The organism is Collinsella sp. BG-O-102 (assembly GCF_023656745.1).
Classification (GTDB): Bacteria; Actinomycetota; Coriobacteriia; order Coriobacteriales; family Coriobacteriaceae; genus Collinsella.
Genome location: NZ_JAMOKO010000006.1, coordinates 21,442 through 47,629, shown reverse-complemented (window position 1 = coordinate 47,629; position 26,188 = coordinate 21,442). Strand labels below are relative to the sequence as shown.

The window sequence follows — 26,188 nt, the reverse complement described above, 5'->3', positions numbered from 1 at the left end:
GGGGTCATGCCCGACGAATGAGCGGCAAATCGGCCATCTCGGCGAGCCGAACTACTCCAGCTCAAACGCTCCGGTATAGAGCTGATAGTAGTATCCGCGCTTGGCGATCAGCTCGTCGTGGTTGCCGCGCTCGATGATGCGGCCGTGGTCCAGACAGATGATTGCGTCGGAGTTGCGCACGGTGGAGAGACGGTGCGCGATGACAAACGTCGTGCGGCCTTCCATGAGCTTGTCCATGCCGGCCTGCACGATAGCCTCGGTGCGGGTATCGATGCTCGACGTGGCCTCGTCCAGAATCATTGCCGGCGGATCGGCGACGGCGGCGCGTGCGATCGAAATCAGCTGACGCTGGCCCTGCGACAGCTGCGCGCCGTTGCCGGTGAGCATGGTGTCGTAGCCGTCGGGCAGGCGGGTGATAAAGTCATCCGCGCCCGCGAGCTTGGCCGCCGCGATGCACTCCTCGTCGGTAGCGTCCAGGTTGCCGTAGCGGATGTTATCCATCACAGTGCCGGTGAACAGGTTCACGTCCTGTAGCACGACGCCCAGCGAGCGGCGCAGGTCGGCCTTGCGGATCTTGTTGACGTTGATGCCGTCGTAGCGGATCTTGCCGTCGGCGATGTCGTAGAAGCGGTTGATGAGGTTGGTGATGGTCGTCTTGCCGGCACCGGTGGCGCCGACAAACGCGACCTTCTGGCCCGGCTTGGCAAACACGGACACGCCGTGCAACACCTCGTGGTCGGGCGTGTAGCCAAAGTCGACGTTGTCCATGACCAGATCGCCACGCAGCGGCACGTACTCAATTTCGCCGGTCGCGCGGTGCGGATGCTTCCACGCCCACATGCCGGTGTGGTGGTCGGCCTCCTCGAGCTGCCAAGTGTCGGGGTTGACCTGCGCGTTGACAAGCGTCACGTAGCCCTCGTCGGCCTCGGGCTCCTCGTCGAGCAGCTCAAAGATGCGCTCGGCGCCGGCAAGGCCCATGACCACGGCGTTGATCTGCTGCGAGATCTGGCCGATCTGGCCGCAGAACTGCTTGGTCATGTTGAGGAACGGTACCACGACGGCGATGGAAAGCGCCGTGCCCGAGATGCTCAGGTTAGGCACGCCCAGCGCCAGGAAGATGCCGCCGGCCAGCGCGACCAGCACGTAGAGCAGGTTGCCCAGGTTCATAAGGACGGGCATGAGGATGTTGGCGTACATGTTGGCCTTCTGCGAGACCTCGAAGAGCTTTTCGTTGCGCTCATCGAAATCGGCCTCGGCGGCGGACTCGTGGCAAAACGCCTTGACGACCTTCTGACCGTTCATGACCTCCTCGATATGACCTTCGACCACGCCGAGCTCGGTCTGCTGTGCAATGAAGAAGCGCGCGGAGTTGGAGCCGAGCAGCTTGGTCATAAAGGTCATAAAGGCGACGCCGGCAATGATGACCAGGCACATCCAAACGCTGTAGTACAGCATGATGAAGAACACCGTGACGATAACGATGATCGTCATGAGCAGGTTGGGCAGCGACTGGCTGATCATTTGGCGCAGCGTGTCGATGTCGTTGGTGTAGTGGCTCATGATGTCGCCGCGCTGATGCGTGTCGAAGTAGCGGATCGGCAGGTCCTGCATGCGGTTGAACATCTTCTCGCGCAGCTTCTCGAGCGAGCCCTGCGTGATGACGGCCATGGCGCGGTTCCAGAAGAGCGAAGACGCGACGCCCACGGCGTAGATGCAGCCGAGGGTAGTCACAAGCTTCAGAATTTTGGGCTGCGCGGCCGTCCAGTCGCCCGACTGCCATGATTCGCTGATGACCTGCAGCGCGCTCTGGAGAAACGTCGCGCCGATGGAGTTGATGATGGCGCAGAGCACCACGCCGGCGACGACGAGGGGCAAAAGCACCGGGTAGAAGCCAAAGAGCATCTTGATGAGGCGCGTCATGGTGCCGCCCTTGCGGTTGCGTGCGTGCTCGGCGGTAGCGGCCTTACTCATGTGCCTCGCCTCCTTCCTGGGTCTGGGTTTGCGATGCAGATGCCTCGGTGCCGGCTGCAGCGGTCTCGCCCGCGTCCTCGCCCTCGGCGCTCATCTTGTTCTGCGAGGTAAAAGTCTCGCGGTAGATCTCGCTCGTCTTGAGCAGCTCGTCGTGGTTGCCGATGTCCTTGATGCGGCCGCCCTCCATGACGATGATGCGATCGGCATCCTGCACGGAGCTAATACGCTGGGCAATGATGAGCTTGGTCGTGTTGGGCAGATAACTCGCCAGGCCCTCGCGGATCTTGGCGTCGGTCTTGGTGTCGACGGCGCTCGTGGAGTCATCCAGGATCAAGATCTTGGGGCGACGCAGCAGGGCACGCGCAATGCACAGGCGCTGCTTCTGGCCGCCGGAAACGTTGGAGCCGCCCTGCTCAATCCAGGTGTCGTAGCCCTTGGGGAAGCCGTCGACAAACTCGTCGGCGCAGGCCAGATGTGCTGCCTCGCGGACTTCCTCGTCGGTGGCGTTCGGGTCGCCCCAGCGCAGGTTTTCGGCGATGGTGCCGCTAAACAGCACGTTTTTCTGCAGCACCATGGCTACCTGGTGGCGCAGCGCGTCCAGATCGTAGTTGCGTACGTTCACGCCGCCGACGCGCACGGTGCCTTCGGTGACATCGTACAGGCGGGCGATCAGATTCACGAGCGTCGACTTGGCCGAGCCGGTGCCGCCGATAATACCGATGGTCTCGCCGCTCTTAATATGCAGGTCGATATCGTCGAGCGCCTGGCGCTTCGCGTGCTCGGAGTACTTAAAGCTCACGTGGTCAAAGTCGATGGAGCCGTCGGCAACCTCGAGCACGGGCTCGGTCGGGTTGGCGATTGTGGGCTCGGCGGCAAGCACCTCGGTAATGCGGTGTGCCGACTCGTCGGCCATGGTCACCATGACAAAGATCATCGACAGCTGCATCAGACTCATCAGAATCTGGAAGCCATAGGTAAAGATGGAGGAGAGCTGGCCCACGTCGAACAAGGTGCCCTGGCTCGTGATGATGAGCTCGGAGCCCAGGTAGATGATGACGACGAACGCGCCGTTGACGCAGATGTTCATCATGGGGTTATTGAAGGCGAGCAGCTTTTCGGCGCGGGTGAAGTCCATCTGGACGTCGCGCGCGGCGGTGGCGAACTTCTCTTTCTCGTAGTCCTGGCGCACGTAACTCTTGACCACGCGCATGCCGGTGACGTTTTCCTCGACGGACTCGTTGAGCGCGTCGTACTTGCGGAACACGCGGGCAAAGATCGGGCGCACCTTATAGATGATAAAGAACAGGCCAAAGCCCAGCAGCGGAATGATGACCAGGTAGACCATGGCGACGCTGCCGCCCATGGCGTAGGCCATGGCAAAGGCAAAGACCAACACCAGCGGCGCGCGCACGGCGATGCGGATGAGCATCATAAAGGCCTGCTGCACGTTGTTGATGTCGGTGGTGAGGCGGGTGACGAGCGAGGAGCTCGAGAACTCATCGATGTTGGCAAAGCTGAACGTCTGGATCTTGTAGAACAGGTCGTGACGCAGGTTCTTGGCGAAGCCGCAGCTCGCATGACTGCAGGTGACGCCGGCAGCGGCACCAAAAGCGAGCGACGTCAGTGCGATGAGCACCAAAAAGCCTGCGGTGGGAAGCATCTGGGCGACGGTGGCACCGTCTTTGATGGCGTCGATCATGTCGGCGGTGATAAATGGAATCAGCATCTCGCAGAGCACCTCGCCAAGCACGAGCAATGGCGTGGCAACGGTGACTTTCATGTAGTCGCGGATGCTTCCCATGAGGGTTTTAATCATCCAGTTCCTCCCAGGTTACGCGGATTTTTTCGAGCATCTCGGCGAGCTGTTCGCGCTCGTCGTGCGTAAGGGCGCTAAAGGCCTGTTCCCTAAAGCGAATGCGGGCTGCCTGCTCAACACGGGCCTTTTCCCATCCCGCTTCGGTCAGGCGGATGGTGAGCTGCCGACGGTCTTTGGGATTGCGACTGCGCTCGATAAGACCGCCCAGTTCGAGCTTGGACAGAATCTCGGAAAGGGACCCTGGCTTGAGGTCGAAGTGCATGCCGAGCTCCTGTTGGGACAGCTCGCCGGTCGGCTGCTTGGCGAGTAGGCAGACAATAGGCGCCTTGCCAGATATGCCGCCGCCGTGAAAATGCATGTAATGGCCGCAAAAGCCCAGGCCGCTCAGGATGCGCTTGGCGAGTTTGTCTTCGGCGCTGACCGCTTCGGGTATGTCTACCGGTTGCGACGGGTCACCGCCGGGCTCATGCGGAAGGACGAGTGGTTCAACACACATATCTAAGCTTCGCTCCTTTCTTTAGTTAGGTAGTGGAATTGTTTTGTGCCTAACCAATTTAGGAGCGTGAGAAATCAATGTCAAGGTACCAAACTTATAGTTACGGCGTTTTACCAAACGCCGTAACCGCTCGACGCTGCAAACGCTCCCTGCGCTACACTTAGTCGCACTGTGGCGCTGCTGCGCCGTGCCCGAACCAAGGGAGACCCTCATGAAGAACACTCAGCTGCTGCTGATCAACGATATGTGCGGCTACGGCAAGGTCGCGCTTTCCGCCATGCTGCCGGTGCTGTCGCACATGGGCTACCGCATCCACAACCTGCCGACGGCACTTGTGTCCGATACGCTCAACTATCCCAAGTTCTACATCCACGACACCACCGAGTACGTGCGCCAGAGCCTCGCCATCTGGGAGGAGCTCGGCTTTGAGTTCGACGCCATCTCTACCGGCTTTATCGTGACCGAGGAAGAGACGCGCATCATTTCGGACTTCTGCCACCGTCGCGCGCAAAAGGGTACCAAGGTGTTCGTCGACCCCATCATGGGCGACAACGGCAAGCTCTACGCCGGCGTGCCCGAGTCCACGATCGGTCTCATGCGCAGCCTGCTCGAGTGCGCCGACTATGCGGTGCCAAACTACACCGAGGCGTGCCTGCTCACCGATACGCCCATTGCCGAGCAAATCACGCCCGATGAGGGCCGCACTCTTGTGGATGCCGTGCGTGCCCTGGGCGCCAAGTCGGTGGTCATTACGAGCGCTGTGGTCGACGGTGCGAATGTCGTCATCGGTTACGACCATGTGGCGGGGGAGTGCTTCACGATTCCCTTCGAGCTGATTCCGGTCTACTTTCCGGGCACGGGCGACACGTTCTCGGCGGTGCTTGTCGGCCGCGTTATGGCCGGTTGGAGCCTGCAGCGCGCGACGAGCGATGCCATGCGTGTGGTAGCGGAGCTCATCGAGCGCAATGCCGACCAGGAGGATAAGTCCGCCGGCCTTCCCATCGAGGCCTGCCTGGATGTGATTGACCATGAGTAACGCCGACGAGAGCAGCACCGAGGCGGCGGGCGAGAACAAGCCGCTCGGTGCCCCGCGCGGCAGGCGCCCACGTATTCGCATTAGCTGCGTGGACCAGCTGGGCACATGCCGCTGCCATCACGGGCACAAGCCGGGTGACGTCTTCGACTTCGACCGAGACCGCGGCAAGATGTGTGCCATGGCCTGCCATGTGGGATTTCCCTATATCGATATCCTGCGCTATGGCGGGACCGTGCCCGGCAACGAGCCAGGCACGGCAAAGTTCTGCTGTCCCGAGGTCGATACGCTGAACGTCTGGCTTGCTGAGATCGTCGACGAGTAGTCGAGCGCAATGTGACAAAGGGACAGTTCTTTTGTCACATTCGCCGGTGGTGCCCCTTCTATTATGCTTGTAATCTCAAATCTCTGCATTTCATCCGATTTTAGGTTCTAAAAATTCTGCGTTTCATCGATAATCAAGCGTATAAAACTTTGCATTTCATTTGATGACACTGAGGGGAGAGCCTATGCTGCGCAGGAAAATAGCTGCAGAGCTGGAGCGCTGGCTGAAGTCTGCCGAGCAAAAGGCCTTATTCATTACGGGTTCTCGCCAGATTGGCAAAAGCTATTCGATTCGCGCATTTGGCAAAGCCAACCATGCAACCTACATCGAGCTTAACCTCATGGAAAATCGCCAGGCAAAAGATGCTCTTCTCGAGGCGCGGGATGCCGATGATTTCATCAGCAGGGTGACGCTTCTTTCGGGAAAGTCGATTGCACCAGGCAAAACGCTCGTGTTTATCGATGAGGTCCAAGAGGCCCCCGACATCATGACGATGGCAAAGTTCCTTGTTGAGGACGGGAGATGCCGCTGGGCGTTTTCGGGGTCAATGCTCGGGACCCAGTTCAAGGGCGTCAGGTCCTATCCCGTGGGGTATGTCCACGAGCTTAGGATGTTCCCGCTCGATTTTGAGGAGTTTTGCTGGGCAACCGGAGTGAGCGAGGGGGCTCGCCAAACGATACGTGACGCGTGTATCAGCGAGAGGCCCATTCCTGATTACATTCATGACGCGATGATGGCAAACTTCAGGACCTATACCGTTGTCGGCGGAATGCCGGAGGTCGTGCAGCGTTTCCTTGACACGCAGGGCGACCTTGCCTCTGTTCGTCAGCTACAGTTAGAGCTCAACGAACAGTACCGACGGGATATTTCCAAGTATGCAAGCGGGCGTGCCCTTCAGGTGCAGAGCATCTACGATCAGCTCCCCATTATGCTTGAGGGCGAACACAAGCGTTTCGTGCTCAATTCCATTGACCCCAAGGCGCATTATGAGAAGTACCAGCGAGATTTTGTCTGGCTTGTCGATGCCGGCGTTGCTCTCAAAGCCGATATCGTAACCGAGCCAAAGTCGCCCCTGCTCAAGACGGCACGGCCATCGCAGTTCAAGCTATACCAATCGGATACGGGCATGTTGATGGCGCGCTACCCCGTTGGAGTCGCCCAAGCGGCGTATCTTGATAGCAAGGAGCCCAATCTGGGCGGCATTTACGAAAACGTGGTGGCCCAGCAGCTGGCTGCCCAAAATCGCCAGCTTTACTACTATCAGACAAAAAAGCGCGGTGAAGTGGACTTTGTGGTCGATGGGCCGGATGGGACGGCTGTTCCGATCGAGGTTAAATCGGGCTCCTATTACCACGCGCACGCTGCGCTCGGTCATGTGCTTGATACGGCTGAATATGGCGTAAGGCTCGGGATTGTTTTCTCGAGAGGCAACGTTGAGCGCAACGGAGCGGTTCTCTATTTGCCGCTATATGCGACCTGGGCCCTTTCGGATGTTTTGGGCGACTCCTGCGTCGAGGGGATAAAGCTGGAGGTCAAGCCGGTCTAGGGCCAGTCCCGGATGTGGCAAAGGGGCAGTCCCTTTGTCACATTCATGAGCGTGGATTTTCTCCCGTTTAGAGCGCACTCGAGCGCTCAAAGTGGGAGAAAACCCACGCTCGTTTTATGCCGATGGCGTGGCCCGTGTGCCCGCGCCGCCCGAGCGCCTACAGCTGCTCGAGCATGGCGGTGCAACCGGCGAGTACATCGCGGTAGGTGGCGTCGAAATTGCCGGTGTACCAGGGGTCGGCCACGTCGCCGGGGCGATCGGTCCAATCGAGCAGGCGCGAGATCTTGCCATCGGGGTCCTTCCCAAAAAATCGGTACAGGGCGCGGGCGTTCTCGTCGTCCATATAGACAATGTGGTCCCAGTCGCCATACTCCGCGCGACGCACCTGACGTGCGCGATGTGCGACGACGGGAATCCCGACCTCGCGTAGCTTGGCAACGGTACCGTGGTGTGGCGGGTTGCCGATCTCCTCGGTCGAGGTCGCAGCGGAATCAATGACAAACTCGCCCGCGCGCCCGGCGCGCCGCACTAGCTCGGTAAACACGGACTCAGCCATCGTCGAGCGACAGATATTTCCATAGCAGATAAAAAGAATGCGTTGCATGAGCGGCTTCCTTTCTAGGCGGTCGCGCAGGGCTTACAGACTGCTCTTGAGGCAGTTTGCTCCAATAAAGCCCGCTGCGTACAAGGGGAGGTGGCGCAGCTCGCGCCCGTCATCGGTTTCGCTGCGGGAAAAATTGTTCTCGGACAAAATGTAGGCATATGGCGATCGGGCTTTGTCCATAAACGACCCGAGGGTTCTCGCGCGCACGTTACGTGCGGACTTTACTTCGACGGGCACAATTTCCATACGGTCGGTCTGAAGTAAAAAATCGAGCTCGCCGGTCGTCTTCCAAGACGACGGCGGCACCCAGTAATACGTCTGCAAGCTATTGCCCGAAAACGCTTGCATGACCGAGTTTTCCGCCAGGGCGCCTCGGAAATCGGAAGATAGCGCTATGGCGGAATCCTCTTTGAGGTCGAGCCAGAGCCGCGGGTTGATGCCGAGTTTGTAGAACATGAGGCCGGTATCGAGAAGATAGACCTTAAAGAAACTTCCATCTTCGTCGTCGAAGGGAACGAGGGGAGGCTCGATGCCTTCGGTCAGGTTGTTGACCGATATGATGCCGGCGCCTTCGAGCCAGTCGAGCGGCTCGATAAGCTTGGCGCGACGGCCTCCGCGTTCGACCTCGGAGTACTTGAATTTTTTTGTGGACGATCTCAGCAGCTGGGACGGAATGGAGCGCCAGACCTTGCGCGCCGCCACGCCGCTGATCCCGTTTTCGGGGTCGGTCATATCAGCGGTATAGGTCTCGTCGATTTCGCGCTGCTCGACGCGCGCATCCTCGATGGATAACGTCTTGCGATATGCGTTGACGGCGGCGGGCATGCCGCCCACGATCTGGTATCGATGAAACAGGCTGAGCGCGGCTTGGTGCACGGCGTAGGTCTCGAGCGTGCCGGCGTGGGTACGAATGGCATTGACCATCTGCTCCTCGTCGAGCGCCCAGAGAAACTCCTCGAACGACATAGGATGCATGGTCTCTTGACGAACGCCGCTGGGAAAAGGCAACTTGCGCTTGCGCGTGGCGACGCCGAGCTGACTGCCGGTCGCGCATATGCGCCAGCCCGAACCCGAAAAAAAGCGAAGCGAGTTGAGCGCCCGTTCGCAGAGCTGCACCTCGTCAAACAGGATGAAGGCGGTTTCTTTGCGAATGGGGGTGCGTTTATAGTCTGAGATTCGCGCCACGATGGCGTCAACGTCGTCGGTGGGACAGTCGAACAGCGGAGCGATCAGCTCAAGATCGGTCTGAAAGTCGAGTTTGACAAACGCATCGCCGGCGATCCGTCTGCCGATTTCCTCGGCAACGTACGTTTTGCCTACGCGTCGCGCACCACGGATGAGGAGGGGGCGCGACGCGTCCTTTGTCGCCCATGATTCGATAACGGATTCGATTGATCTGCGCATGGGGCCGCCTTTCCAATTTCGTGTACTTCAGATACATAGTTTAGTACGATTTCATGTACTTGGAATACACGAAATAGTAGAAAAGTGTGTATCTGAAGTACCCGAAATTGCACTACTGGAGCTTGCAGGCGGATAAACACTACTCGTATGGGACGGTTTTCACCGGTTGCTCGCCACCTTGGGCTATGTTCGCCCCTATGCCTGCATCCGGGGCTGTGCTGATTGACGACGGCGCTCCCAGCGAGCCAACTTAATCGTCACCAGCGTGAGCGCCCAGGCCACAAGCGAGAACACGGCACCGACCGCGCCTACATATGCAATGCCAACTCCGCTTACCACGGCGCCGCCCACTGCGGTGCCAAACGAGATGCCGACGTTAAACGCCATGGGCTCAACCGAACTTGCGAGTACCATCGACTTGGGGTGGCGGCTGCGTGCCACATCCATAAAGTGTGTGATGCACGACACCGAGAACAGGTACATGAGCAGCGCCAAGCTAAAGACAAAGACCAGCGCGAGCGGCATGGTGCCGCCCAAAGCAAACAGCCCGAGTAACGCCGCAGCCTGCAGCACAAACGTCACAAGCAGCGCCTTCATGCCAAAGCGCGCATCGATCCACCCGCCCAGGATGTTCGAGATCAGGCAGAACACGCCGTAGGCCATGAGCGTGGTGCTGGCTTCGACCGTGCCCATGCCCAGCACCTGCTCAAGATAAGGCGTCACGTAGCCGTAGAACACATAGACCGAGCCCACGCCAAACAAAAAGATGAGCATGCCGGTGATGATGCTCGGCTCGCGTAGCAGACCCGCCTGTTCGCGAAAGGTGGCAGGCTCGTCGGTTTGCCCAGCGCGCGGCATAAACGCCACGAGCGCTCCGCAGATCAGAACGGCAAAGGCCAGCGTGCCGTACATGGCCACGTGCCAATCGAGCGTGTCGGCCACAAACTTGCCGATCGAAGTGACAAAGACCATTGCCACGGAAAACGCACCATATACCACCGAGATGGCAAGCGAAGTTTGCTGTGGGGACAGCAGCTCTGGGATGTACGTCACGCCCACGGCGAGCAGTGCGCCCGAGACAGAGCCCAAGATGATGCGCGAGATAAACAGCGCCTGGAAGTTGGGCGCCAACGCCATGACCAGGTTGCCGAGCACAAAGACGATGCTGTAGCACACGAGCAGCTGGTAGCGGCGGAATCGCCCCGTGCTGAGCGCGAGCACAGGCGTCGCGATAGCGTAGATCAGTGCGAACACGCTAATAAGTTGGCCTGCGGTGGCAAGCGATACGCCGAGTTCCGTCGCCAAGTCACTTTCGATGCCGATGACCACGAACTCGGAGCAGCCGAGCGAGAATCCCAACAGCACGAGCAGCGCCAGGCAGAGCTTGGTGCGCGCGGGGGAGAGCGCGGCGGCGGTTGACTTACTTTTTGGCGTGGTTGCGGCGGTCAAGGTTGTCACTCCAATGTCGCGTGAATAAGCGGGATTCAATCCCTGCAACTCTAACAGAATGTGACAAAGGGACAGTCTCTTTGTCACATTCGCGGCGTGGCTGCCGCCTAAACCGTCACAACATTCGATGAAAATCTCGAAAACGAGGAAAAACGTCGAATGTTGTGACGGTTTTCGTGTCCGGCGCGGGTGAGCTTCGGTGCCGTCTGGGGGTATAAGACTAGCGAGTGTTTATTTGCGAGGCCTAAGGGGCGCCCCGTATGGATATCGATAACTTTGAATGGTGGTATAGCGAGGGCGAGGCTCCGGACGAGGAGTGGGACGAGCCCGCGTCGCGTGACGTGTCGAGCGACGAGGACGAGACCGGCAACGATGCCGCTGTCGAGCCTGATGCCGCCTCCGATGCCGCCGAGCCCCTGACCTTTGAGCAGGCTTGGGCCCAAGCCGAGGCCGATGAGGCTAAGGCCGATGCCACGGCCACACTCGGTGAGCCGGCGGACATGTCCATCTCGCCGGCCAAGACCCCGCAGCCGCGTCACACCATCGACCCCGACAGCACGGCATCCTTCAGCATTCTCGACGTGCCCGCGCAAGGCGCCCAGGCGCCTGCGCCCACACATCGCCCCGACCTGGCTCGTGAGGAAGACGCGGGCCGCCGTTCTCCGCTCGGCCCCATCCTCATCGCCTTCATGGCCGGCGTTATCGCCTGCTCGGCAATCGGTAGCGTTTGGAGCCATGTCGAGCAGCAGCGTCAAGACGCCGCCAAGGTCGAGATGTCTGTCGAGCAATCGCTCAGCCGCACGCGCTCGGTACATGCGTCGGTCGAGGTCAAGGACGGCGCGACGTGGGACACCGCGCGTGGCGACAGCCAAATGCTCATCCACATCGTGGGGCGTACGCTCAAAGGGCAGACGATTGACGAGTATCAATACGTCAATTCCGCTGGTGACGGCATCGAGCTCAAGCCCGGCGACTACGAGCTCACCGTCGACGAACCGCCCGTCGCCACCGACGGCACGCGCTTCCGCGCCTCAAAGCGCATGGTTCCCGTGAGCTTTAACTCGCAGGCGCCCGATACGGTCGATAGCACTCCGCAGGGCGGGTTTGACCTTTACGCTATTGCTCAATAACTGCGCCTGTCGCTCAACCCCGCCGCCAAGAGTGGGACAATAGCCCTCGACACTATTGTTTACTTTTGGAGGAAGTAGCATGTCTACCGTCACTACCATCAAGCGCGGCAGCCTCACCGCGGCCATCGATTCCATGGGCGCCCAGCTCACGAGCCTTGCCCTCAACGGCAACGAGTATCTGTGGCAGGGCGACCCCGCCTTTTGGGGCAAGCATGCGCCCATCCTGTTCCCCATTGTGGGCTCGCTGCGCAACAACACGGCGACGTCTGCGGCTGGCACCTGCGAGATGCCGCGCCACGGCCTCGCGCGCATCGTCGAGCACAAGCTGGTCGAGGTTTCGGAGGACGGCTCCTCGGTAACGTACGAGATCACCGACACGCCCGAGTCGCTCAAGGCCTTTCCGTTCCACTTTAAGCTCAACATGACCTATGCCCTGACTGGTGACGCCACCCTTACGCAGACCTTTGCCGTCACCAACACCGGCGACGTGAACCTGCCGTTCTCGGTGGGCGGCCACCCCGCATTTAACGTGCCCGCCCCGGGCGCCGAGGACGAGGCGTTCGAGGATTACGAGCTGGCGTTTACCGAGGCTTGGACTAACGAGGCCCCCGTCATCACGCCCGATGGCCTTATGACGTTCGAGGGTAGCTACAAGGCCCCCGATAACTCGGACGTGCTGCCCATCACGCACCGCAGCTTCGATAACGACGCCATCATGTTCACCGATACCCCGGGCTCCACGCTCACGCTGCGCGGTCGCAAGTCGGGCCACGGCGTCAAGATCGACTTTGAGGGCTTTATGTACATCGGCGTGTGGTCTGCCGCCAACGACGCTCCGTTTGTTGCGCTCGAGCCCTGGACCGGTCACACCACCATGGACACCGAGGACGACGTCTTCGAGCACAAGGTCAACACCATCACCTTGGCTCCCGGCGCCACCGACAAGCGTACCTTTAGCGTTACCTTGCTCTAGAGGTTCCGCCGCTCGGTCGATGCTGTGCGCCGTCCAGAGCGATAATTTGTCATTCAAAAGGCAAGGCATAGACCTTCTGGTCATGCCTTGCCTTTTTCATGCCACTTGTTCGCTCTGGACGTCGCTCGCCGGCATTGCCAAAACATCGGCGTCCCCAATGACTACTGTGTGTCTATTAATTTTTCGAGCTTGTGCTGCGCTGCTGGTCGCTGGCGTATATCCTGTTAAGTCGTCAGCATACGATTCAACAGGGAAGGCAGATTATGCATTCTCCCCATCAGCGCGACGCGCATCCACAGCCGGTATGCAGCCGTCGCATCTTTTTGGGTAGCGCTCTCGCTGCGAGCGCTTCCGTCGTCGCCGGCGCGCTCGCCGGCTGTCAGCGCCCGTCCACGCTCAAGGTGGTTCAGCCCACGACGGGCGGCGGTCGCGACGACCTGTCCGATTCCGTTATCGGCAAGGACAAGATCCGCATCGGTATGGAGGCAGCCTACGCCCCGTACAACTGGCAGGTCTCCGAGGCCAGCGAGTACACCATCCCCATCGACAACGTGCAGGGTGCCTATGCCGACGGCTACGACGTGCAGATCGCCAAGATCGTCTGCAAGGCCCTCGGCGGCGAGCCCGTTGCCGTCAAGCAGAGCTTCTCGGGCCTTATCGATTCGCTCAACAACGGCCAGATCGACCTCATCATTGCCGGCATGAGTGCCACGCCCGAGCGCGAGGAGTCCGTCGGCTTTTCCGACCCGTACTTCATTGGCTACTTTGGCCTGTTCGTAAAAGAGGGCTCGCCTTACCAAAACGCCACCAAGCTCAGCGACTTTAGCGGTGCCACGGTCCTCGGCCAAAAGGACACCATGCTCGATACCGTCATCGACGAGATTCCGGGCGTTGTGCACAAAAACCCGGTCGATTCGGTTCCCACGGTGTTTTCGAACCTGCTGCAGGGTACCAGTGACGCCGTGACGTACAACACCGAGAACGAGAAGGGCTATATGGCCCAAAATCCGGGCATTGTTCCTATTCATTTTGCCGAGGGCGAGGGCTTTAAGCAGGAGGTCGCGGCAAACGTCGGCTGCCGCAAGGGCTCGGACAAGCTGCTTAAGCTCATCGACAAGACACTCAAGGGCATCAGCCAAGAGGAGCGCGACCAAATGTGGGACGCGTGCCTCGACCGTCAGCCGGCATAGGGAGGCAGCATGAAAACCATCAATCGTCTGGCCTCCTTTATCAAGGCCGACCACCGTTATGTGTACCTGGGCACGAGCGTCATCGCGGCGCTCGGCCTGGCGTTTAGCCAACGCAACCCCACGCCGCTGAGCTTCTTGGCGCCTACGGGCGTGTTCCAAGACTGCCTCTGGGCAATCCTTTGGGCCTGGCTCGTCGTGTCGGCGGCGGCGCTGGTCACCAAACTCATGCACTGGAATGACTATCGCGAAAAGTCGTCGTTCGCATCCGAGCGTTTCCGTCGTGGCGCACGCTTAGGCAGCTACGTCGTGGTCGCCATCGCGGCGGTCTTTTTCGTGGACCGTTGCGTCATGTCGTTTATCGACCTGGTGCAGGTGAGCATTGTCTCGGATTCCAACCCCAGCGACTTTTTGTCGAGCCTGGTCTACATGACCTACAAGAGCGGTGACTTCTTCATCCGCGGCATCGAGATCACCATCGCACTTGCGACCTTCGGCACCGTCATCGCCTTTTTCCTGGCGCTGCTCCTTGTGTTTTTGCGCATTCAGACGTTCGACCGCGTGGATAACGACCTCACGCGCTTCTTTAAGAGCATCGGCCGTGGCTTTGCGACCGTCTACTCTACCATCGTGCGCGGCACGCCCATGATGGTCCAGGGCCTGCTCATCTATTACGCGGGCTTCACCGTTTTGCGCGGCATGGGCTTCGAGACCGCCCAGGCCAACCAGATTTGGAGTACCTTCACCGCCGGCCTCGTCACCATCTCGCTCAACTCCACTGCCTACATGATGGAGGTCCTGCGCGGCGGCATCGAGTCCATCGATCCCGGCCAGGCCGAGGCGGCGCGCTCGCTGGGCCTGTCGCAGTGGCAAGCCATGCGCAAGGTCGTGTTCCCCCAGGGCATTAAAAACGCGATTCCGGCGCTCACCAACGAGCTCATCATCAACATCAAGGATTCGTCGGTGCTCTCGGTCATCGGCGTGTTCGACCTCATGTACGCTACCACCACCGTCGCCGGCGTGTACTACCGCCAGATGGAGGTCTACTGCGTGGCGCTCGTGGTTTACCTGATCCTGACGCTCGTGGCGAGCCGCCTGCTCGAGGCCTTTGGCAAAAAGCTCGGCGCCGAGGCCCCGGCAACGCTGCCCAGCTCCAACTAGGCTCAAGACGAGGAGAATCATCATGGCAGATATCGCCACTACCGGTACCGCGGCCGCCGCACAGACCAATGGGCCGCTCATTCGCGTCGAGGGCCTGCGCAAGAGCTTCGGCTCGCTCGAGGTGCTCGAGGGTATCGACTTGTCCGTCAATCCCGGCGAAGTCGTTACCATTATCGGCGCTTCGGGTTCGGGCAAATCGACCTTTCTGCGCTGCCTCAACCTGCTCGAGACCCCGGACGCGGGCCATATCTGGTTCCATGGCCAGGACCTCACGGCCGAGCGCTGCAACATTAACAAGCTGCGTGAGGACATCGGCATGGTGTTCCAGGGCTTTAACCTGTTCAACAACATGGACGTGCTCGACAACTGCACGCTCGCGCCCGTCACGCTCAAAAAGATGAGCAAGTCCGAGGCTGAAAAAATTGCGATGGAGCATCTGACGAGCGTGGGACTCGAAAAGTTCGCGCACGCCGCCGTGGGTCGCCTGTCCGGTGGTCAAAAACAGCGCGTTGCCATCGCTCGTGCCCTATGCATGAACCCGCAGATCATGCTGTTCGACGAGCCGACCTCCGCGCTCGATCCCGAGATCGTGGGAGAGGTGCTCGAGGTCATGCGCAAACTCGCTGCCGACGGCATGACCATGGTCGTCGTCACGCACGAGATGGCCTTTGCCCGCACGGTGTCCGACCGCGTGGTCTTTATGGACAAGGGCGTGGTGCTCGAGGATGCCGCGCCGGCCGAGCTCTTCGGCAACCCCAAGCACCGGCGTACCCGCGAGTTCCTCTCGCGCTATCTCGAGGACAAATAACCGACCGCAAACGCTTATGTGGCAGGGCCGCTCCGGTGGGGCGGCCCTCGTCATCACAATCGAAAGGATGTCATGGCCGAGGTTTGGCGCTTCTTTGCGCATGAGGATGATTTTGCTGATTTGGACAAGGCCGGCGCATGCGAGCGCCTGGGCCGCGTGCTGTCGTTTCCGACCATTTCGAGCATGGATGCCGAGGCGGTGGACTGGCAGCCGTTCGACGACCTACGCGCCTATATGCAGCAGGCCTGGCCGCGCGTGTTCGCGGCGGGCGAGGTCGAGCTCATCGATCATTCGTTGCTGGTGACGCTTTCCGGCTCCGACCCTGCCCTTAAGCCCGTCATGCTCATGGGGCACATGGACGTGGTCCCCGTGGTGCCGGGCACCGAGGACGATTGGACGCACGACCCCTTTAGCGGACAGGTGGACGACGCCTACATTTGGGGCCGCGGCGCCGTCGACATGAAAGACCAGGTCGCAGGTATTCTCGAGGCGGTTGAGTATGCGCTGGCGCACGGCTGGCAACACGAACGAACCCTGCTGCTGGCCTTTGGCCAGGATGAGGAGACCACGCAGTGCGGCGCGGGTGCCATTGGCCGCGTGCTCGAGGAGCGCGACGTTGAGCTTGAGTACCTGATTGACGAGGGCGACTATCGTATCGTTGAGGCTGCCGAGTACGGCGCGGGCGAGGGCTGGCTTATGCATGCCGATCTCGCGGAGAAGGGCTACGCCGATATCGTGCTCAGGACGAAGAGCGAAGGCGGGCATTCTTCCAACCCTTACGGCGGCACGTCGCTCGAAGTGCTCAGCCGCGCTATTGCCGCGATTTGCGATATCGAGTGGCCGGCGCGTGTGACCGACCTGCTTGCCGCGCAGCTCGTCGAGCTGGGGCTTTATACCGCAGACGAGATTGCTGCCAGCAAGGATGCCATCGTGCGCGACTGCCTCGCCAGCAAAAAGCTGTACCCGCTTGTAACCACCACCTGCGCGCCCACGCAAATCGAAGGCGGCAGTACCGGTGCCAACGTAATGCCGCAGGATATGTGGGCCAATATCAACTTCCGCATGCTCGAGGGCACGAGCGTGGCCGATGTCGTGGCCTGCTGCCACGAGGCCGTTGCCACCGCTGGGCTCGCTGGCCGAGTCGAGGTCGAGCTGGGCCCCGGCAGCTCCGAGCCCTCGCCGTCCCCGCGCGTGGGCGGTCCGGGGCTCGAGACCGTTCGCGCCATCGCCGCCCGCTATTTCCGTGATCCCAAGGGGACGGAGGAAAACGGATCGTCTGCGGTGGGCCAAGAGCCGATCAGCATCGTGCCCTCGACCGTGATTGGCGCAACCGATGCCGCCAACTACCAGCGCATTTGCCGCGAGTGCATCCGCTTCTCCGCCTTTGTGGTCGACGATGACGAATGCGACCGCGGCGTCCACGGCACCAACGAGCGCATCACCCGTCGCGCCTACCTCCAAGGCACCCGCTTCCTCATCGCCCTGCTCCGCACGCTCTAGAATGTGACAAAGGGACTGAGCCGATTTCATCGGTAATGAGACAAAAACTGTAATAGAAAAAGGCTAAGATATCTTAAGAGACATATGCTGGGGTTGGTATTCCTTGAACGACCGCGGGCATGTGCCAGACCGCCTCGGCCCCCGGGGAGCGCCCGGGCAGGTCGCCGTGTGACTGGGGAGGAAATTATGCAGGAGCTCAGAGAGATGACGTCTCGACTCGTGAATATTGCTACCGGGGGGGGGGTGTCTAAGCAGGGAACTTCCTGGTGAACACCGGCCGCGCGAGCGGTGGTCCGTCATGTCTTGTGGCCGTCGTCGCGGGCTGCGCTCGGTCTCGCCATATGCGATTGTTCTGGCCCTCGCCATCGCGCTGACGGCGAGTTTCTTCCTGCCGCTTCGTGCCGAGGCGGCAATTTCGGACCACACGGTTCCGACGATTTCGCCTTCGGGGACAACAATCAACCTGTTTGATTACTGGGTGAATCCCGATAACCATCTGTCGGTTTCCGGCAACGGCGGCATCAACAAGAACCACCGCTTCCAGTTCAAGGATCAAGGAGCCAGCGAGGAACTTAACCAGTATACGGGTGGCTCCCGGGTCCGCACCGGCATCGTGAACAATGTTCTTGCCGGTGGTTACCCGATACTCACCGACCGCTGGGAGGGAGAATCCCTCGGCTACCTGTTTGATTCCTCCGTCCAGACGGGCAAGATATCCCATATGGGTGTGACGGGTCTGTTGCAGGCCAAGGGTGGCTACTACGAGTATGACAGCTCGCGGAACTACGCGGCGTACAACGCCAATAAGAATGCATTTGATGTCTACAATGCTGCCGGCGTTATGCAAGCGGGGGCTGAGCCTCATTCAGTAGGCCAGTTCTTCCCCTTCGATGCGGCCGATGAGGTATTCAAGGAAGAGGACGGCAAACTCGTCCCGAACGGCATTACGTCGCAGAACAACGGACCCCTCAACCATTATTTCGGCCTCTCCATGTCGTCGCGCTTCGTGCAGCCGAAGGATGGCAAAACGAACGCTGACAAGCCCATGACCTTTGAGTTCGCCGGAGACGACGACGTCTGGGTGTTCATTGACGATGTCCTCGTGGGCGACATTGGCGGTATCCACACCAGTGCTGATCTGACCATTAACTTCCAAACGGGCGACATCAGCGTTAACAATTCCGCAAATGGCACGCTGAAAAGCAAGTTCAAGGATGCGGGGCGGGATATTTCGGGCTTCAACGGCAACACCTTCGCTGACGGCACCAGCCACACGCTCAAGTTCTTCTACTTGGAGCGTGGCGCCACCGACTCCAACATGAAGCTCAAGTACAACCTCGTGACGGTTCCCGAGTCCGACATTATCAAGTTCGACCAGGATGGCGGTCTGGTGGAGGGCGCTCAGTTCGCGCTGTACAAGACAGACGAGCGCTTCACTGACACGACCACTGATCAGAAATACCTTCTTGGCTCCGGCACCACGGACGCGGATGGACAACTGACGCTCACGAATGACGATGACAACGGCGTCATCAACTTCGACGATCTTTACAAGCTAGGTTGCCGGTACTACCTCCTGAAGGAAACGAAGGTGCCCGAGGGATACCGCTCGAGTCTCACGGCGACGGATGGCAGCATGCAGTTCGAGTATGTGCCCACGAGCGACAAGGGCGGCGCGGGCGGCGTCATCATCAACCGCGGCGGTATGGACCAGGACAGCGTCGTGTGGAAGAACGGTGCGTTCGCTGGCGCGAAGGAGACCATCACCGCGCCGTCGACCGTGTACCAGGCGGACGATGACTCGATGAAGCCAGGCAATACTGTTGATATGAAGCGCGGCACCCTGTTCGCAGTAGTTTTCAAGCGCGATAAAAGCAAGAACGCCTGGCACGCCGTGTCGGGCGACCCGACGAAGGGGTATACCCTCGCCGGCGCCCAGGGCATGGCCGGCGCCATCGAGGCGGCGAAGAAGGACCTGTACGCCTTCACGCTCAACACTAGCGGCCAGTACCAGGTAGAGATTCCGTATCTGCCCGGTGACATCTCCAAGTACTACTACTTGCTGAGCGGTGATGCCCGCAAGAATGCCGAGTACGCGGTGGCCATCTACTACACAGCGGCGAGCTCCATCGCCGACGCGAATACGGACAACACGGTCCATGTGTTCAGTGATGACCTCCCCGGTGACCAGGTGAACTTTAAGCGGCAGTTCGCCACGAGCCTGCTCGTCACGAACATCCAGAACCGCCTGTTCGTGCAGAAGACCGATACCGAGGGCAACCCCGTAGACGGCGCGAAGTTCGGCTTGTACACGGACGGTCAGGTGACAACAGACGCGAACGGCAAAGTCGTGCTCAACGGCGACCAGATCCCCTACGACACCTTGACGACGGGGCAGGTCAGCAACCCGATCCAGCTCGAAGGGGCGGGCATATTCCCGTGTACGAGCGACGGCAACAAGCCGCTCGTGAAGGGCGCCTACTTCCTAAAGGAGGTCTCGGCGCCCAAGGGCTTCCTGCTTAACGACACGCTCACCAAGGTGATTGTGGACGATTACGGCGTCCATGCCGATGCTGGTACGGCCGATGACGGCGTCTCGACGTTCGTGGGGCCGGGCACGCTTATGAAGAGTCTGGGCCAGTTTGGCGCAGAGGGCGACATCGACAACACACTCACGTGGATCAAGGGTATGCGGCAGACATCGGATGGCGTGACCGATGGCGGTAATCTTTCGTGGAGCGATGTCGATTCCGCCGGTGCCGGCGACACGGTACACCTCAAGTACGGCGCCAACGGACGTATCTACCAGTATGGGCCCACCAAGGCGGGCGAACCCTACCGCCTGGAGACCGAGACGGGCTGGATACGTATGGGCATCACGCAGGATGAACCTGGTGTCACTAATGCGAAGGGCGCCCGCGCCGATCTGGGCGACATGAACCTGAATGCCCTGTTCACGGGCGCCACCTGCGTGCGCGTGGCGAACGAACGCGAGGCGAGCCTCGAGGTGACGAAGAAGGTTGACGTGCCCGATGGCCTGACGGGCAATAAGGACGCGGGGTTCACCTTCAAGTTCACCGTGCCCGAGGGGAAGACCTACAAGGCTGCAGTGTTCGAGAAGGCGGGGACTGCGGGCGAGCGGCGGGTCGGCAACGTGTTCAACCTGACGAACGGCTATTCACAAACCATCAAGGCCGACGAGACGATTCGCGTGTACGGTCTTAGCGAGGGCGACGAGTACACGGTGCAGGAGCTGACCGGCGCAGACCAGATGCCCGCGGGCTATAAGCTGACCGGCCGCAAGCAGGGTGACAAGAATCTGACTGAAGAAGGCGATAGCATCTCGGGCAGGATTGCCCCGCAGAATTCCGACGGCACGGTGGCCAAAGACAACAAGCTGGTGTTTACCAACACTTACACGGCGGAAGCCAGCGACAAACTGACCCCACAGGTAACGAAGAAGATCTCCGGCACCGAGAGGACGGACAAGAAGTTCTCGTTCACGCTGGCTGCCACGTCGAAGACGAAGGATAAGATTGACGCCGGCGATCTGGAGGATGACGGTCTAAAGGGTGACACACCCTCGGAGTCCAAGACCACGAAGGGGGAGATCACCGGCAAGGACGGTCAGCCCCTCAACTTCTCCGACATGACATTCAACAAGGCAGGCGACTACACGTTTACGCTCACCGAGGCCTACGGGGAAGATGACGATCCTAATACGACTGGTGTGCAGAACGCTGGTTGGACGATGGACGATTCCACCTACACCGTCACGGTGAAGGTTGAGGACAAGAATGCCAAGCTGACTGTCACAGGCGTGGCGGTGGAAAAGGACGGCGATGACAAGAGCGAGACGCTTGAGGTCAAGAAAGGCAAGGTGAACCTCGCCACCTTTACCAACAGCTATGCTGCGAAGGGTTCCGTGACCCTGGCGGCGAAGAAGCACTTTACGGGCGGTGCGCTCGCGGAGAACGATTTCTCGTTTGCTCTGTACAAGGGTGACAAGGCGGAAGGCACGCCCCTTGAGATCGTCACGAACGACGAGAACGGCAACATTACCTTCCAGCCCATCAACTACACCGAGGCCGGTGACTACGACTACACCATCAAGGAGGTGAAGGGCGCCGACCTGACCGTCGTCTACGACGGTCAGGAAGTGAAGGTCAAGGTCAGCGTCACCGATAACAAGAACGGCACGCTGGGCGCAACCGCCACCTACGGCGGCGATGAGGCCGTTCCGACCTTCACCAACTCGAAGCCGACGGCGGACGTCACCGTTGAGGCCACGAAAGTTCTCGCGGGCAAGGACCTGACGGCCGATGCGTTCACCTTCGGCTTGTACGACCAGGACGGCAATGAGGACGCTCGCGGCACCAACGATAAGAATGGCAAGGTCAAGCTGACCGTCAAGGGCCTGAACCTGGGCGAGTACGACTACACGCTCAAGGAGGTCGCTGGCAGCGATTCGACCATCACCTACGATTCCACGGAGGTGAGGGTTCACGTCTCGGTGAAGGCGGAGGGCGACAAGGCGAAGGCGACCGTCACTTACGACGGCAAGAACGATATCCCGACCTTCAAGAACACGTATCAGCCCGCCGAGACCTCGGTGACGCTCGCGGCGAAGAAGGCCTATGTGAAGTCCGACAGCACGCCGGCTGCGCTCAAGGGCGGCGAGTTCGCCTTCGGCCTGTACGAGGGCGATCTGACGGCCGAGCAGCTGAAGGGCAAGCAACCCATCCGGAGCGCCAAGAACGGCGAGGACGGCACCGTCACCTTCCCGGCCATCAACTACACCAAGGCCGGCGAGTACAAGTACACCATCGTGGAGAAGAAGGGCGACCTGTCCCACGTGACCTTCGACGACGCGGTGCACCATGCCGCGGTGAAGGTCATGGACAAAGCTGGCAAGCTGGACGCCGCCGTTGCCTACGATGGTGACAAGGACGATGCCCCCACCTTCACGAACACCTACACCGCAAAGGGATCCGTGGAGCTGACGGCGACCAAGGTCGTTGCGGTCGCGCCGGGCTTCACGCACGACACCAAGCTGAAGGGCGGCGAATACACGTTCGAGCTGAAGGACGCCGACGGCAAGGTGCTCGACACCGCGAAGAACGAGGCCGATGGCACGGTGAAGTTCACGCGCGACTTCGAGCTCGCCGACCTGGGCGGCGCCGCGAGCAAGGACTTCGCCTACACCATCGCGGAGAAGCCGGGCGCGGAGGCCGGCATGGTCTATGACAACCATACCCTCTCCTATACGGTGACGGTCACAGACGATGGCGCCGGTACGCTGACGGCCACACCGCAGGTAACGAGTGGAGACAAGACCTTCACGAACACGTACCGCCCGAAGGAGACCTCGGTAACGCTCAAGGCGACGAAGCGCTTCACGGGCGGTGAGCTCGCGGGGAGTGACTTCACGTTCCAGCTGCTCGACAAGGACGGCAGCGTGGTCCAGACTGTCCAAAACGAGAAGGACGGCAAGGTCGCCTTTGCAGCCATCGACTACGCTACGCCGGGCGACCACGACTACACCATCAAGGAGGTGAAGGGCGCCGACTCGACCGTCGTCTACGACGCGAAGGGCGTGAAGGTCCACGTCAAGGTCACCGACGAAAAGGGCGAGCTGAAGGCGACCGTCACCTACGACGGTGAGAAGGCCGTGCCGACCTTCACCAACACGAAGCCGACGGCGGACGTCACCGTTGAGGCCACGAAAGTTCTCGCGGGCAAGGACCTGACGGCCGATGCGTTCACCTTCGGCTTGTACGACCAGGACGGCAATGAGGACGCTCGCGGCACCAACGATAAGAATGGCAAGGTCAAGCTGACCGTCAAGGGCCTGAACCTGGGCGAGTACGACTACACGCTCAAGGAGGAGAAGGCCGGCCAGTCCGTCGACGGCGTGGCCTACGACGCCAAGGAAGTCAAGGTCCACGTCAAGGTAGAGCAGAACCAGGACGACAACAACAAGACGAAGGTGACCGTCACCTATGACGGTACCGCTACGGCTCCCACCTTCAACAACACCTACACCGCAAAGGGATCCGTGGAGCTGACGGCGACCAAGACCATCAAGGTTGCGGACGGCTTCGATCACACGACGAAGCCTGCGGACGGCGAGTTCACCTTCGACCTGAAGGACGCTGCCGGCAACGTGATCGCCACCGCGAAGAACGATGCAAACGGCAAGGTCTGCTTCACGCGCGAGTTCCAGCTCTCCGACTTGGACGGCGCCGCGAGCAAGGACTTCACCTACACCATCGTGGAGCAGCCGGGCGCGGAGCCGGGCATGGTCTATGACAATCATGCCCTCACCTATACGGTGACGGTCACAGACGGCGGGAACGGAGCACTGAATGCGAAGGCGATCGTGATGAGCGCATCCGGCTCGGATACCTTCACCAACACCTACCAGCCGGCCGCGACCGGTCTGGCCCTCGGTGCGCAGAAGAGCTATGTGAAGAAGGACGACAACACGCCGATCGTCCCCAAGGACGGCGAGTTCACCTTCGATGTGTACGAGGGCAAAATGACTGCTGAGCAGCTTGCCGGGGCCAAGCCCGTCCGGACCGCGACCAACGGCGCGGACGGAAGTGTTAACTTCGATGCCTTCTCCTACGCGAAGCCGGGCACGTACGAGTACACTATCGTGGAGCGGAAGGGTGATCTGGCCTACGTGACCTACGACGACGCGGTGCATCATGCCGTGGTGACGGTTGTGGACAATGCCGGCACGCTGCAGGCGAGCGTCGCCTACGACGGCGCGGACGCCACGAAGCCCACCTTCACCAACACCTACAAGGCGAAGGCGACGAACTCCGGCGCGATCGCCCTCACCAAGAGCGTTGACGTGCACGACGGCAGCTATCAGCTAAAGGCGGGAGACTTCGCCTTCGAGCTGGTGGGGTCTGACGGTACGGTGCTCCAGACCCAGAAGAACGACGCCAAGGGCAAGGTTTACTTTAACGAGCTGACCTTCGACCATGCGGGCACCTTTCCCTTCACGGTCCGTGAGGTGCAGCCGACGGACGGCGCGCCGGGCGTGCCGGGCGTGACCTACACCGGCAAGACGTACACCCTGACCTACGTGGTGAAGGACAACAACGACGGCAAGCTGGTGGTAGAGAGCTCTACGGTGAAACCGAGCGAGGGCACCGAGAACGGCGTCACCCCCAATACCATGACGTTTGCGAACAGCTACCAGCCGGGTCAGACCTCCTACCAGATCTCTGGCACCAAGGTGCTTGAGAATGCCGACCCGGCCACCACGCGGACGCCCGCCGATGGCGAGTTCACATTCGCGCTGATTGACGTGGCCACCGGGCAGGAGATCGACCGGACCACGAACGTGGGTAAAGCGTTTACCTTCAAGGCCATCTCGTACACCGCAACTGGTTCGCATGCGTACCAGGTGAAGGAGGTTGCGGGCCAAGATGGCACCATCACTTACAGCGATGCGGTGCTGGACGTAACGGTGAACGTGACCGATGACGGCAGCGGCCAGCTGACCGCGACGGCGAACAAGACGGCTGCGGATCTGACCTTCACCAACACCTACACGCCGACGGCAACGACGGTGACGATTACCGGAACGAAGGCTCTGACCGGCCGCGACCTGGCCGAGGGTGAGTTCTTCTTCGACCTGAAGGACGCCGACGGTAACGTGGTGCAGACGGTGCAGAACGGCGCCGACGGCACGTTCGGCTTCGCGCCGCTGCAGCTGGACAAGGTGGGGACGTACGTCTACACCGTGTCCGAGCGGGCAGGGGCGACGGCGAACGGCGTCACCTACGACACGACGGTCTTTACCGCGACGGTGACGGTGACGGAGAATGCGGAGACGCACGCGCTGGAGGCGCAGGTTGCCTACAGCAAGGGCGGCAAGGCTGCGGATGCGGTGGCGTTCAGCAACAGTTACGCGCCGGCCGCGACTGAGGTGAAGCTGGGGGCCTCCAAGGTGCTGAGCGGCGAAGACCTGAAGGAAGGGCAGTTCTCCTTCCAGCTGAAGGATGCCGACGGCAAGGTGCTGCAGACCGCAAAGAACGCGGCGGACGGCACGGTGGGCTTCGAGGCGATCTCGTACGACAAGCCCGGAACGTACGCCTACAGCATCTCCGAGGTGGACGACGGTCAGAAGAACGTGACGTACGACGCGGCCGAGCACCGGGTAACGGTGACGGTGACGGACGACGGTGCGGGCCATCTGGTGGCGACGGTAACCTATGACGGCGCCGTGGCGCCGGTGTTCAAGAACACGTACACGCCGCCGACCACCCCGCCGACGGAGCCGCCCACCAATCCGCCGAGCAAGTCACCGGTGCCGAAGGAGGAGAAGCCGGGTCTGCCGTATACGGGCGATACCAGCTTGTCGCCGATGGCCCTGGGTGGCATCGCGGGCGGCGCGGTGGTGCTGATCGCCGCAGGCGTTATCCTGCGGCGCCGGAACCGGTAGCTACGGCGGCCGAGAAGGGCTTTGATTGAGGGCGGGTGGTCGCAGGGCGCGGCCGCTCGCCCTTTTTGGTGAAAGGCTATGTTAACCCGCCGTTTGCACGTCCGGCTCCAGATGGAACTCGTACTCCGGCTCCATCATCTTCTTCCGGATCTTTTCGTAGCGCCCGTCGTCGAGCTGCTCGCGCATGAGCGACGTCCTGTCCCCGACGCGTGCGGCCTCGCGCAGCCATCTGAACCACATCAGGCAGCTGTGGAGCCTGCGGGTCGATACGCCCTTGAACCTCTCGAGGAAGTGGCCGAGCGAACCCTGCGCTTCAGCATC

The 26,188-nt window shown here is 60.6% G+C and carries 16 protein-coding genes; 10 read left to right on the top strand and 6 right to left on the bottom strand.

Translation table 11 applies throughout. From position 1 onward, the window contains the following. Positions 1-51: 51 nt before the first annotated feature. From NBH09_RS04365 to NBH09_RS04355, 3 genes are read right to left on the bottom strand one after another with little or no spacing between them, the layout of a single operon-like run. Positions 52-1,971 carry an ABC transporter ATP-binding protein gene (locus NBH09_RS04365; RefSeq protein ID WP_250787176.1) on the bottom strand — a complete coding sequence of 640 codons (1,920 nt, stop codon included), beginning with the start codon at positions 1,969-1,971 and terminating at the stop codon, positions 52-54. Further along, positions 1,964-3,787 carry an ABC transporter ATP-binding protein gene (locus NBH09_RS04360; protein WP_250787175.1) on the bottom strand — a complete coding sequence of 608 codons (1,824 nt, stop codon included), beginning with the start codon at positions 3,785-3,787 and terminating at the stop codon, positions 1,964-1,966. The genes NBH09_RS04365 and NBH09_RS04360 overlap by 8 nt, the downstream gene beginning before the upstream one ends. Further along, a complete protein-coding gene (locus tag NBH09_RS04355; protein WP_250787174.1) occupies positions 3,780-4,283 on the bottom strand; it encodes a MarR family winged helix-turn-helix transcriptional regulator in 504 nt (167 codons plus the stop codon). The genes NBH09_RS04360 and NBH09_RS04355 overlap by 8 nt, the downstream gene beginning before the upstream one ends. Before the next feature lie 211 nt (positions 4,284-4,494). Here NBH09_RS04355 and NBH09_RS04350 point away from each other — a divergent pair, with 211 nt between their 5' ends. From NBH09_RS04350 to NBH09_RS04340, 3 genes are all read left to right on the top strand, one after another. Continuing rightward, complete coding sequence (locus NBH09_RS04350) at positions 4,495-5,319, top strand: PfkB family carbohydrate kinase (protein ID WP_250787173.1); 825 nt, start codon at positions 4,495-4,497, stop codon at positions 5,317-5,319. After that, positions 5,312-5,641: a TIGR04076 family protein gene (locus NBH09_RS04345; protein ID WP_226812458.1), complete on the top strand. Its 330-nt coding sequence runs from the start codon at positions 5,312-5,314 to the stop codon at positions 5,639-5,641. The genes NBH09_RS04350 and NBH09_RS04345 overlap by 8 nt, the downstream gene beginning before the upstream one ends. Before the next feature lie 184 nt (positions 5,642-5,825). Beyond that, positions 5,826-7,187: an ATP-binding protein gene (locus NBH09_RS04340; RefSeq protein WP_250787172.1), complete on the top strand. Its 1,362-nt coding sequence runs from the start codon at positions 5,826-5,828 to the stop codon at positions 7,185-7,187. Positions 7,188-7,344: 157 nt separating this feature from the next. On the opposite strand, the gene NBH09_RS04335 is transcribed toward NBH09_RS04340, so the two are convergent. The 3 genes from NBH09_RS04335 to NBH09_RS04325 form a co-directional block, all read right to left on the bottom strand. After that, positions 7,345-7,791, bottom strand: a complete 447-nt coding sequence (locus tag NBH09_RS04335; RefSeq protein WP_250787171.1) for a low molecular weight protein-tyrosine-phosphatase — start codon at positions 7,789-7,791, stop codon at positions 7,345-7,347. A 33-nt stretch (positions 7,792-7,824) separates the two neighbouring features. Then, positions 7,825-9,195 carry an ATP-binding protein gene (locus NBH09_RS04330; RefSeq protein WP_250787170.1) on the bottom strand — a complete coding sequence of 457 codons (1,371 nt, stop codon included), beginning with the start codon at positions 9,193-9,195 and terminating at the stop codon, positions 7,825-7,827. Positions 9,196-9,390: 195 nt separating this feature from the next. Continuing rightward, positions 9,391-10,653, bottom strand: coding sequence for an MFS transporter (locus NBH09_RS04325; RefSeq protein WP_250787169.1), 1,263 nt, complete (start codon positions 10,651-10,653; stop codon positions 9,391-9,393). A gap of 251 nt (positions 10,654-10,904) precedes the next feature. Here NBH09_RS04325 and NBH09_RS04320 point away from each other — a divergent pair, with 251 nt between their 5' ends. From NBH09_RS04320 to NBH09_RS04290, 7 genes are all read left to right on the top strand, one after another. Then, complete coding sequence (locus NBH09_RS04320) at positions 10,905-11,774, top strand: hypothetical protein (RefSeq protein ID WP_250787168.1); 870 nt, start codon at positions 10,905-10,907, stop codon at positions 11,772-11,774. A gap of 79 nt (positions 11,775-11,853) precedes the next feature. Beyond that, positions 11,854-12,747 (top strand): aldose 1-epimerase family protein, encoded by an 894-nt coding sequence (locus NBH09_RS04315; RefSeq protein WP_250787167.1) that lies wholly within the window; start codon positions 11,854-11,856, stop codon positions 12,745-12,747. Positions 12,748-13,010: 263 nt separating this feature from the next. After that, on the top strand, positions 13,011-13,937 hold the full coding sequence (locus NBH09_RS04310; RefSeq protein WP_250787166.1) for a transporter substrate-binding domain-containing protein: 927 nt from the start codon (positions 13,011-13,013) through the stop codon (positions 13,935-13,937). A 9-nt stretch (positions 13,938-13,946) separates the two neighbouring features. After that, positions 13,947-15,095: an amino acid ABC transporter permease gene (locus NBH09_RS04305; protein WP_250787165.1), complete on the top strand. Its 1,149-nt coding sequence runs from the start codon at positions 13,947-13,949 to the stop codon at positions 15,093-15,095. Positions 15,096-15,117: 22 nt separating this feature from the next. Further along, on the top strand, positions 15,118-15,903 hold the full coding sequence (locus tag NBH09_RS04300) for an amino acid ABC transporter ATP-binding protein (RefSeq protein ID WP_250787164.1): 786 nt from the start codon (positions 15,118-15,120) through the stop codon (positions 15,901-15,903). A gap of 72 nt (positions 15,904-15,975) precedes the next feature. Next, positions 15,976-17,403, top strand: coding sequence for a M20/M25/M40 family metallo-hydrolase (locus NBH09_RS04295; protein WP_250787163.1), 1,428 nt, complete (start codon positions 15,976-15,978; stop codon positions 17,401-17,403). A 298-nt stretch (positions 17,404-17,701) separates the two neighbouring features. Next, a complete protein-coding gene (locus NBH09_RS04290) occupies positions 17,702-25,867 on the top strand; it encodes a Spy0128 family protein (RefSeq protein WP_250787162.1) in 8,166 nt (2,721 codons plus the stop codon). Positions 25,868-26,188: the final 321 nt, after the last annotated feature.

What these genes read in the sequence shown, in the direction of transcription:
- NBH09_RS04365 (WP_250787176.1), bottom strand. Translation starts at nt 1,971, where the DNA reads ATGAGTAAGGCCGCTACCGCCGAGCACGCACGCAACCGCAAGGGCGGC.
- NBH09_RS04360 (WP_250787175.1), bottom strand. Translation starts at nt 3,787, where the DNA reads ATGATTAAAACCCTCATGGGAAGCATCCGCGACTACATGAAAGTCACC.
- NBH09_RS04355 (WP_250787174.1), bottom strand. Translation starts at nt 4,283, where the DNA reads ATGTGTGTTGAACCACTCGTCCTTCCGCATGAGCCCGGCGGTGACCCG.
- NBH09_RS04350 (WP_250787173.1), top strand. Translation starts at nt 4,495, where the DNA reads ATGAAGAACACTCAGCTGCTGCTGATCAACGATATGTGCGGCTACGGC.
- NBH09_RS04345 (WP_226812458.1), top strand. Translation starts at nt 5,312, where the DNA reads ATGAGTAACGCCGACGAGAGCAGCACCGAGGCGGCGGGCGAGAACAAG.
- NBH09_RS04340 (WP_250787172.1), top strand. Translation starts at nt 5,826, where the DNA reads ATGCTGCGCAGGAAAATAGCTGCAGAGCTGGAGCGCTGGCTGAAGTCT.
- NBH09_RS04335 (WP_250787171.1), bottom strand. Translation starts at nt 7,791, where the DNA reads ATGCAACGCATTCTTTTTATCTGCTATGGAAATATCTGTCGCTCGACG.
- NBH09_RS04330 (WP_250787170.1), bottom strand. Translation starts at nt 9,195, where the DNA reads ATGCGCAGATCAATCGAATCCGTTATCGAATCATGGGCGACAAAGGAC.
- NBH09_RS04320 (WP_250787168.1), top strand. Translation starts at nt 10,905, where the DNA reads ATGGATATCGATAACTTTGAATGGTGGTATAGCGAGGGCGAGGCTCCG.
- NBH09_RS04315 (WP_250787167.1), top strand. Translation starts at nt 11,854, where the DNA reads ATGTCTACCGTCACTACCATCAAGCGCGGCAGCCTCACCGCGGCCATC.
- NBH09_RS04310 (WP_250787166.1), top strand. Translation starts at nt 13,011, where the DNA reads ATGCATTCTCCCCATCAGCGCGACGCGCATCCACAGCCGGTATGCAGC.
- NBH09_RS04305 (WP_250787165.1), top strand. Translation starts at nt 13,947, where the DNA reads ATGAAAACCATCAATCGTCTGGCCTCCTTTATCAAGGCCGACCACCGT.
- NBH09_RS04300 (WP_250787164.1), top strand. Translation starts at nt 15,118, where the DNA reads ATGGCAGATATCGCCACTACCGGTACCGCGGCCGCCGCACAGACCAAT.
- NBH09_RS04295 (WP_250787163.1), top strand. Translation starts at nt 15,976, where the DNA reads ATGGCCGAGGTTTGGCGCTTCTTTGCGCATGAGGATGATTTTGCTGAT.
- NBH09_RS04290 (WP_250787162.1), top strand. Translation starts at nt 17,702, where the DNA reads ATGTCTTGTGGCCGTCGTCGCGGGCTGCGCTCGGTCTCGCCATATGCG.